The sequence below is a fragment of the Wolbachia endosymbiont of Cylisticus convexus genome (assembly GCF_003344345.1).
Genome location: NZ_QPIP01000066.1, coordinates 1 through 9,760, shown reverse-complemented (window position 1 = coordinate 9,760; position 9,760 = coordinate 1). Strand labels below are relative to the sequence as shown.

The window sequence follows — 9,760 nt, the reverse complement described above, 5'->3', positions numbered from 1 at the left end:
CTTACTATTACCCATAAATCTATAAATGGAGAAAAAGCTGCTATTTTACTAATTCAACTTTCTATTATAAATAGATCTATGATCTAAAAATGGAATATATGATGAAAAGAAATATAAGCACCTCAACTGGTAAATGGGCAGAAAGTAAATTTGGAATTGTTAATTTTGGTGATATAAGATCAAGTAAGAGGCTTTTAAAAATAGTTTTGCTGAATCGCCTGAAAGTTCAATCAATCAGGCATGTGAAAGTTGGTCTGAAGCAAACGCTTTTTTCAAAATAAGAATGTAAAAGAAAGTGAGATTTTGGCTTCACATGTTGCTAAAACAGCTGAAAGAATGAAAGCTCACAAAAGAGTTCTTGTGATACAAATTACATTTCATATACTCACCATAAAAAAACAAGAGGATTGGGAGATATTTCAAGAAAAAGGGACAAACCTAAACAGCCTTTACTGTGAGTACAGAAGGCTTGGCGCTAGGAATAAAAGGTTTACTTGAGGCCTACTATTTCTGAAGAAGATAAAAGCCATGTTAAGAAAAACGATACTGTCCATATTGAAGATAAAGAGAGTATAAAGTGGATAGAAACTTTAAAAGAAACAAACATTAGTCTAGATTCATCTCAGACTGAAGCTATAACCATACGCGTCAAGTTAAGAGAATACGCCCAATATAGCAACCATTTAAGGTTTATTTGTTATATTTATTTTTTAAGAAATCTTGATCTAAAATAAGATAATTTTTTTTTAAGAGTCTATAAATTACTAATTTTATCGTTTAATGTCTAAAATAATTTTTACCGCTTCTCTTCTTTCTTATGCTACTTTTCCTTAACTTGACGCCTATGGAAGCTATAACTGTATGCGATAGGGAAGCAGATATGTATGATTTATTTGAAGTTGCACATAGTCTTAACTCAGCAGTTTTAGTAAGAGCTTGCCAAAATAGAATAGAAAATATCGATGTCCTAGAAAAAACGAACAAAAGTTGCGGGAAGTTATTAATTGTGCAGGTATAATAAAAGTTGAAATTCCTGCAAAAGATAATAAGCCAAAAAGGACGGCATATTTAGAGGTTAGGTTTGGAAGCTTCATGATGAATTTATCTAAAAATAATATTAGGCATAAAACGGAAAATTTACCTAATCTTCCACTGTATGCAGTCTATGTTGTTGAAAAAGACTCTTTGCCTGAAATAGATCCACTAGAATGGATGCTATTATTCCAGTCAACAGCTTTAACGAGGCTATTGAAAAAGTTATTGTCTTAGATGGAAAATAGAGATATTACACAAAATTTTAAAATCTGGCCTCAAAATTGAAGCTTGCAACAGCAGAAAGGCTAATGAGATATCTAACAGTGATTGCATGGAGAATTTTCTTTATTACAACAATCGCAAGAACTATTACCGTGTACTACCTTATTAGCTGAAGAAGAATGGAAAGTTTTATACGTAAAAATACATAAATGCCCAAATGTAACTCCTACTATAAAAGAAGCTGTTTCCTGAACTTGGGGGACATTTGGCCAGAAAAAATGATCCAAAACCAGGTCCCATTACTCTTTGGAAAGGATGGAGACGTCTTTTTCATTTAGCAGAAGGATGGCGACTTGCTCATCAATTCTATACTTGTGGGTAATAGTAAGGTTCTCGACCCTACGTTGAAAAATCCAATAAAGGAATAAAAATACAATTTTTTTATTGTACTGTAAGCAAATATACTTTTAACTTTATTATTAATCTATTACGATGTTAAACAGATGTTTTCAAAACAATGAATAAAAATGAGATCTTGTAAGTTTTTAGAAAAAGTATTATGTGAGGTAAGGAATATCGAAAATACACTCAAAGTACTAAGCAAAAGCCAATTGGATATAGAGGATAAGATCGAACAAATGTGTCTTCTAGAGGAAATTAGACATGAAATTATCTCTCATGATGCAATAAAAGAATCATTAGCAGATGCTCTTAGCAATACTAAGGGTGCAGACGCTACGCAGCTAAAGTTAATAGAGGGAATACATAAAAGCAATAGTGCTATTCCTGTTGATTTAGTCAAATCTTTGTCCAAAGCTAAGATTGAATGTCAAAATTTATGGAAGCTATCTAATTATGAAGTCAGTAACTTAGAAAAGCTAAAAGAACGCTTTGCTGATCTAATCAAACTCGTTCGTGAAGTAGCTTCTATAAAATCGCAGCAATTAAAGTGCTCAAAATATGACTCACTGCTTGCTGACTATGACTCTAATATCACAGAAAAGAACATAAAGGAAATATTTCCTAAGTTAGGCAAATTTTTTAGTGAAAATGTAGAGAAAATAATTGAAAAGCAGAAGAAAGATAAGGTTACCAGTATACAAAAAGTTGCAATTCAGAAACAGATTGAACTTGGCTCGTCGTGCTTACATCAAATGAGTGTTACACTAAATGAGATTTCCACTTCTTATTATGATCCTATAGATTATGATGAATCTGATTTTTGTTGTGGTTTGTTTTTACTTTTACGGCATAATGGTTATGCAATTCATCAAAAATGTTTAGCGCAAAATTCTATAAAGAGCTCCATTACGAAACATGTTATGCATGAAACTCAAGGGTTATTCATGGAAAGGATGATTGGAACATCTAGAGAATTTATTGAGTTCATCCAACCACACATAAAAGAGAAATTTGCTATAAAAGGCAAAACTAATAGCAGTGTTGAAAATTTGTACTTGATTTTCAATAAAGTAAATCTTTCATCTTTTTTAAAGAATGCGGATGAGTTCACTTTATTAGCACATATTATGATGAGAACTAAGTTAGAACAGGATATAATAAATGGTACGTTAGAAATCAAAGATCTGCATGATAAATGGCTTGAAGGTATTAAGCACTATAAAATTCCAGTAAAAGCTAAAAATGAGCTAGACACTTATTTTCAAGATGAGCATTGGACAAGTGGTGTTATAGGCTACTTTCCTATTAAAGTTATAGCATTAATCGCTGCTGTGCAGTTTTTTTCTTTCATTAAGAAGAATCATTACGAATGTTTGGATGCTATAGTAAAAGGAGATTTTAGTTTACTTATCGATTGGTTCTCTCAAAATGTATACAGTGCAAAGTATGACTTTTTGAAACAGCTAAAAAAGGTAACAGGCAGGGATTTAGATATTGAATGCTACACTAGCTACTTATCTGAAAAGTATAATTTGTCTCAATAAATGGTTTTCTTGAGTTGTGTATGAGTTTTGTTCAAAAATTAACCGGAAAGTTTTATAGCCTTTTTACTTTCAAAGGTTTGTTTGCTAGCGATATTGCTATAGACCTTGGTACTGCAAATACTTTAGTTTATCAGAAAAGTCAGGGGATAGTGCTTGATGAACCTTCTGTTGTAGCGAGAGTAAAAGAAAAGGAAGCTACGTTCCTTATGCTTTTGGTAAAAAAGCTAAGATGATGCTTGGAAAGACGCCTGGAGAAATAGAAGCGATAAGGCCATTGAAAGATGGAGTTATTGCTGATTTTAAAAGCGCGGAAGAAATGTTAAAATATTTCATACGTAATGCAAACACAAAATTCACTGTCAACAAACCTAATATTATCATATGTGTTCCATCTGGGTCCACTCCAGTTGAAAGGCGTGCTATACAAGATGCAGCAGAAAGTGCTGGTGCAAACGAAGTATTCTTAATTGAAGAACCAATGGCTGCAGCAATTGGCGCTGGACTCCCTGTTACCGAGCCTGAAGGCTCTATGATTGTTGACATAGGGGGTGGTACAACTGAAGTTGCAATTATTTCTTTAGGCGGAATTGTTTATTCGCGTTCTGCCAGAGTAGGTGGTGATATTATGGATGAGGCAATAAAGTCATATATTCGTGAAAATCACAAGTTATTAATTGGTGAAACAACTGCTGAAAAAATTAAGAAAAATGTAGGTTCAGCCAGTCTTCCAGGTGAAAATAACAAAGAGGGAATGATAATTAAAGGCAGGGATTTAGTGAGTGGCATGCCAAAGGAAATGCTTTTATCAGAATACCAAGTTGCAGAGAGTTTAATAGAGCCTGTACATCAGATAATTTCTGCTATTAGGACTGCACTGGAGAGTACTCCACCTGAACTTTCTTCTGATATAGTTGATAGAGGAATAATTTTATCTGGTGGCGGTGGATTATTGCGTAACTTGGGTAAAGTTATTAGTGAAACAACAAGATTACCAGTTCGCGTTGCAGATGATCCACTTTGTTGTGTTGCCTTGGGTAGTGGAAAAGTGCTTGAAAACATGGATTATTTTGGCCATGTTTTATTCAAGCAAGATTAAATTGTTTTTGAAGGTAGTTTATCGAATTGTTTTGATGGAATTATGTAATATAAATGAGATACCAGTGTCACGCACCAAGTAATTTGAAGGCAATTTTCATAAGGAAGGGGTGTCATCTCAGTGCCCAAACACTGAGATCCAAGAAACTTGATTACAAATAAATATGCTGTTTTAATGAATTTGTATAAATAGACACTAGATTCCAGTGTCACACACTGGAATGACATCATCTACTATGTAAATTTCTCCCAAATTAAAACGTTTGCACAGTTGTATGTTAGAATGACACAAGATTTGCGTTTATAAATTAAGGCGATTATGCTAAAAGAATTTGAAATTGAACCTTTGTTAAAAGATAAAGCTCCGCATCAAACTAAGGCTGTTGTTGCAATGTCTGGTGGAGTTGATAGTTCAGTTGCTGCAGCATTGCTACATAATCTTGGATACAAAGTTATAGGTGTGACTCTTCAACTCTATGGCACCGACGGTAATGCTAACGCAAGAAAAGGTGCATGCTGCGCTGGACAGGATATTTATGATGCCAAATACGTGGCTGAAAGTGTTGGCTTTCCCCACTATATTTTAGACTACGAGGAAATATTCAAAAAGGAAGTAATAGAGGATTTTGCAAATACTTATATGCGTGGGGAAACTCCCATACCGTGTGTAAGGTGTAACCAGACGGTAAAATTTCGTGATCTATTGCAAGTTACAAAAAATCTTGGTGCAGATGTACTAGTAACAGGACATTACGTAAGAAGATTAGAAGAAAATGGTGAGGTAAAGTTGTGCAGAAGTATTGATAAAAGTAAAGATCAAAGTTATTTTTTGTTTGCTACAACTGAGGAGCAGTTAAAGCTTTTGCGATTTCCACTAGGTGGGTTCTATAAAAGTGATATAAGAAAATTAGCAAAATATTTTAGCTTACAAATCTCTGAAAAGCCGGATAGTCAAGATATATGCTTTGTTTCCGAAAGCTATAGTAAAACAATAGCTAAATTAGCTCCACAATCTGTACAGAAAGGTAAAATAGTAGATATTCATGGAAAAGTGCTAGGTGAGCACAGCGGCATAGTAAATTTTACAGTGGGACAGAGAAGAGGCCTCTGCATCGCACACAATGAGCCTCTTTACGTGATAAAAATTAATACAGAGAATAATGAGGTTATAGTAGGTCCGATCAACGCATTAATGCAAAAAAAAATATTGATCAAAGAGTTAAATTGGTTAGAACAACCAAAGGAAGGTATGGAAGTAACTGTGAAGCTCAGGTCATCACATGCAGGAAGTTTAGCAACAATACATTCAATTGACGAAAAAAATAAAGCCTGTGTCATTTTAAACGACGATTACTTTGGCATCAGTCCAGGTCAAGCCTGTGTAGCATATAAGGGCGAACAAGTTATCGGTGGAGGTTGGATATGCTCCTAACTTGGTGGTTTAATTTTTTAATGCAGAATGTAAACATACAATAAAATTTATTGCTGTTTTATCCTATATTCTTTATACTATAAAGATAACTATTATATTGCGGACTAGAGGGATGGTTAAAGAAGTTGAAGAATTAATAAAAATTGTTGGTAAAGGCAATTTATTAGAGGCCTTGTTTATTTTTTTTAGGCAATTTTCAACATGCTAACTTAACTGGTAAAATAGACCACAGAAACCATATTGGTTTGTCTTCATTCGTTAGAAAAAAAGAGGAATCATTAGATAAATATTTTAACTTACAATTTAGTCTACAAGGGTTGTTCTTAATTTATACTCAAGCTTATAAAATTTTAAGCGGAAGTAATAATCTGAGCACTCAAGATATCATAGATGAAATATATAAAGTTATTAAGGAGTCTGAGTTAGGTAAAGACATACACGAAATAGTAGATGGAAGAAAATTAGATTTACTTAACGTTTTGGCAAATCCAAAGAGAGAATCAATATTTAAAACAGTAGAAGATTTTGAAAATAAGGTACTTATTGATGTTAGAAAGTTGTTAAGTGAAGAAAATATATTAAACAACAAATATAACAGAGAGTTTGCCTTAAATAAATGCATAACTGACTTCTATTATTCTATTCATCAAGACATAAAAGTAGACAGTGGTGTAGTATTGTTATTTTCTATACTTGGCAATTATCATAAACTTTCTGAATATCACAAAGAGTCTATAAAAAAGGAAAATTTACCAATAATAGATAACATGGTTGTTCTCAAATATATAGCGAATTTAGCTGGATTACTGCAAAGTATTAATTTGAAAGATCAAAATAGAGCCATTAAATATACGCTGGATTGTGAAAAGATAGGTACTCTAAACAGAACATTCAATATATCGGCGTCTGCAGGTTATAATAATCAAGGTTTTTTATTCTTGAAAAGAGTTGGACCAATTTTGAAACAGCTGTTAAAGGAGCAAAATAGCAATAAGTTTGAAGAGAGGATAATAAACAACACACATTATTCAGCATCGCAAGAAGAGAATGAATGTAGGCCAAATTTCACTATCAGTAAGAAAAAAAACAAAGACCATAAAAATACGTTCTGTAAATTAGCTTTAGGCATGTTTATATTATCTGTTGGGTTATATGTTGCTGATTATTTTCTTATGGAGCAAAGGTTATTCAACTTAATGAACCCACAGACTAATCTAATAATTGCTGCAGTGCTGACTATTGTGGTAATATATGCTTTATTTCAACTACTACAAGATCCGCCACATTCAGCGGTCAAGGATACAACTACTAAAAGCGTTACAAATGATCCCGTGCAACTCAGCCATTCATGAGTTTCTACATATAGATGATAAATGTAGCACTTTTAAAGCGTATGCTATATAATCTTTTCTCTTGAATAAATAGGTAATTTATGGATTTAAGTAAAGTAACGACAAAACCAGATGCAATAAGTGTAGTAATTGAAATAAGTGCAAATGCTGAACCTGTAAAGTATGAATTTAATAAAGAGCTCGGATTATTACAAGTTGACAGATTTTTGTCTACTTCAATGACTTATCCTTGCAATTATGGATTTGTACCAAATACCCGTGCAGGTGATGGTGATCCTGTGGATGTTTTGGTACTAACTCAATTTCCTTTAGCGTCTGGGGTTTTGATATCGGTGCGTCCAATAGGTGCATTGCTCACTAAAGATGAAAAAGGAGAGGATGAAAAAATATTAGCCGTACCTATCTCCAGTGTTGATAGCTATTATGACAATATAAAGAACTATTCTGACTTACCTAAAAATCTACTAGATAAAATTGCTCATTTCTTTTCTCATTATAAAGATTTAGAAAAGGGAAAAACGGTGACAGTTGGAGAATGGGCTGATGTGGAAAAAGCAAAAAAAAATCATTGAAAAAAGTAGAAATTAGTTTGCATTAGAGCTGCTCAGAAAAATATTGTTGTTTTTTATGTTGCGGTTAAAAGCATTAGACAGGCAGTAAAGGTCTTGATATTATATGATCTTAAGTTCTAAACTTGGAAGGGTGGCCGAGCGGCTGAAGGCGGCGGTTTGCTAAACCGTTATACGATTGAAAAGTCGTATCGAGGGTTCGAATCCCTCTCCTTCCGCCACTATGTCAAATTTCTGTACTCAATTGAGTGTTGATTATTTTTAACCATAAAAAATATTCAATTTTTGCGGTAGGTCTTACGTCTCCAATTATCTAAATTAGTTCAATATATCAAAGAAAAACAAACTGTTTCGAAAATTTTAACCACTATGTAGCAAATTTCATTTGATTAATAAAAAATATAATCTAAGTTCTATTTAATTTGATTGCGGTGGTACAATGCATTATATAAAAATTTTATTAATCTTATTGCTATTTTCTACATATTCTGCAGCGCAAGTTGATCAAAAAGATTTTTTTATCAACTTATCCATTGATAAAAATATTAGGAGAGTAGACCGGTGGAACTTCCCCACCAGTCTCTCGCAAAACTGTACGTAAAGTAGAGTGGGCAGCCAGCGAGTTACTTGTTAAGTACTTTTCCAACAACCCCTCTCCGAACCACGCATAATCGTTTCCGTATCACGTGGCTCTCCAATAATCTAACGTTTTAAGGAGTCACCATCATATTTTCCATATTGGATTTTCTTATGGCATTCATGACAAACAACGGGAATGTTCAAAAAAGTGTGTCAAGCCGCATTTTTAGTTCAACTCAATTTTCAACCTATCTGGAAAGAAAATATCAAGTTGAGACATAGTTAAAGCCCAATTAGGGAGAGCCATAATCCACTTTTGCTCTACCTTTTTTATAGCACAATATACCTGTTTGTACAAGGCATTTGTACTAGTAAATGAACCCTTAGTTTTAGTAAATTTCCTGATTTGTCTATGCAACCCCTCAATTGGATTAGTGGTGTAAATCAGCTTCCTAACTGGCCCAGAATACTTAAAATAACTGGATAAGTTTTCCCAATTGTTCTGCCAGGATTTTATAACTAAAGGATACTTTTCTCCCCATTTTCCTTCCAGCTCAAGCAGATAATTCTCAGCAATTTCTTTACTTGAAGCACGATATATTTTTTTCAGATCATTCATGAAAACTTTCACATCTTTACTGGATACATATTTCAGAGAATTTCTTATTTGGTGTACTATACATAGCTGCACTTCTGCACTGGGAAATACACTGTTGATGGCTGCAGGAAAGCTTTTTAGCCCATCTACACATGCAATCAGAATATCTTCTACTCCTCTTTCTTTGAGGTTATTTAGCACTTCCAACCAAAAGTTAGCTCCTTCACTTTCAGCCAAATAAAAGCCCAGGACTTCTTTTCTGCCATTTTGGTCTATGCCCAATATATTGTACATACATTTACTTACGCAATGTCCATCCTCCTTGACCTTAAAGAACATCCCATCCATAAATACTATCGGGTATACTGATTGCAGTGGACGACTACGCCATTCATTGATTATAGGCAGTAATTTGTCGGTAATACTTGATATCTCTGCTACCGATATTTTGTGATCATAAATTTCCTCAACGTGTGACGCTATATCTCTATAGCTCATACCACTGGCAAATGTGCTCAAAATCTTCGTTTCAAGCTCTGGATGTAAGCTTGTTTGCCTTTTTTTGACTATTTGCGGCTCAAAACTTCCTTCTCTATCTCTTGGCGTTAACAGCTCAAATGAACCTGCACTTGTACGTAAAGTCTTTCCATTCCTCCCATTTCTGCGATTATTTTCTTCACTTTCAGCTAATAAATGGTTTTCTATTTCACCTTCTAGACTCGCCTCCAGCAGCTTTTTTATAAATGGTGTTAATGCTCCCTCCTTTCCTGTCAACGGTCTTCCTTCTCGTATAGACGACAGGATATTTGTTTCCAACTCTTTATAATCTACCAATCCGTTAGTTCTGTTTACTACTTTTTGACTCATTGTCAAACCTCCATTTTTAAATTGATATAAATTACTTTTTTTCGGTTTGACACACTTTTTTGAAC

The 9,760-nt window shown here is 33.7% G+C and carries 7 protein-coding genes, 1 tRNA gene and 2 pseudogenes; 9 read left to right on the top strand and 1 reads right to left on the bottom strand.

The annotated features are described in order from the left end of the window. The first annotated feature begins 101 nt into the window (after window positions 1-101). The 9 genes and pseudogenes from Wcon_RS13070 (at window position 102) to Wcon_RS06850 (ending at window position 7,872) form a co-directional block, all read left to right on the top strand. Complete coding sequence (locus Wcon_RS13070) at window positions 102-281, top strand: transposase DNA-binding-containing protein (protein WP_179947458.1); 180 nt, start codon at window positions 102-104, stop codon at window positions 279-281. A 213-nt stretch (window positions 282-494) separates the two neighbouring features. After that, window positions 495-734 carry a hypothetical protein gene (locus Wcon_RS13065; protein ID WP_114516984.1) on the top strand — a complete coding sequence of 80 codons (240 nt, stop codon included), beginning with the start codon at window positions 495-497 and terminating at the stop codon, window positions 732-734. 110 nt (window positions 735-844) lie between these two features. Then, a pseudogene (locus tag Wcon_RS06880) lies at window positions 845-1,639 on the top strand (IS4 family transposase); the annotation flags it as partial. Window positions 1,640-1,784: 145 nt separating this feature from the next. Then, window positions 1,785-3,203, top strand: coding sequence for a gluzincin family metallopeptidase (locus Wcon_RS06875; protein WP_114517686.1), 1,419 nt, complete (start codon window positions 1,785-1,787; stop codon window positions 3,201-3,203). A 20-nt stretch (window positions 3,204-3,223) separates the two neighbouring features. Beyond that, window positions 3,224-4,299 (top strand): annotated as a pseudogene (locus tag Wcon_RS06870) (rod shape-determining protein). Window positions 4,300-4,617: 318 nt separating this feature from the next. After that, on the top strand, window positions 4,618-5,730 hold the full coding sequence (gene mnmA, locus Wcon_RS06865; RefSeq protein WP_114517685.1) for a tRNA 2-thiouridine(34) synthase MnmA: 1,113 nt from the start codon (window positions 4,618-4,620) through the stop codon (window positions 5,728-5,730). Between the two features lie 221 nt (window positions 5,731-5,951). Continuing rightward, complete coding sequence (locus tag Wcon_RS06860) at window positions 5,952-7,082, top strand: WD1261 family protein (protein WP_458694577.1); 1,131 nt, start codon at window positions 5,952-5,954, stop codon at window positions 7,080-7,082. Between the two features lie 80 nt (window positions 7,083-7,162). Beyond that, entirely contained in the window at window positions 7,163-7,654 is a 492-nt protein-coding gene (gene ppa, locus Wcon_RS06855) for an inorganic diphosphatase (protein WP_114517684.1), read from the top strand. 124 nt (window positions 7,655-7,778) lie between these two features. Beyond that, window positions 7,779-7,872: transfer RNA gene (locus Wcon_RS06850), tRNA-Ser, on the top strand. A gap of 584 nt (window positions 7,873-8,456) precedes the next feature. Here the strand turns inward: Wcon_RS06850 and Wcon_RS06845 are convergent. Further along, a complete protein-coding gene (locus Wcon_RS06845; RefSeq protein WP_114516979.1) occupies window positions 8,457-9,695 on the bottom strand; it encodes an IS256 family transposase in 1,239 nt (412 codons plus the stop codon). Window positions 9,696-9,760 lie beyond the last annotated feature (65 nt).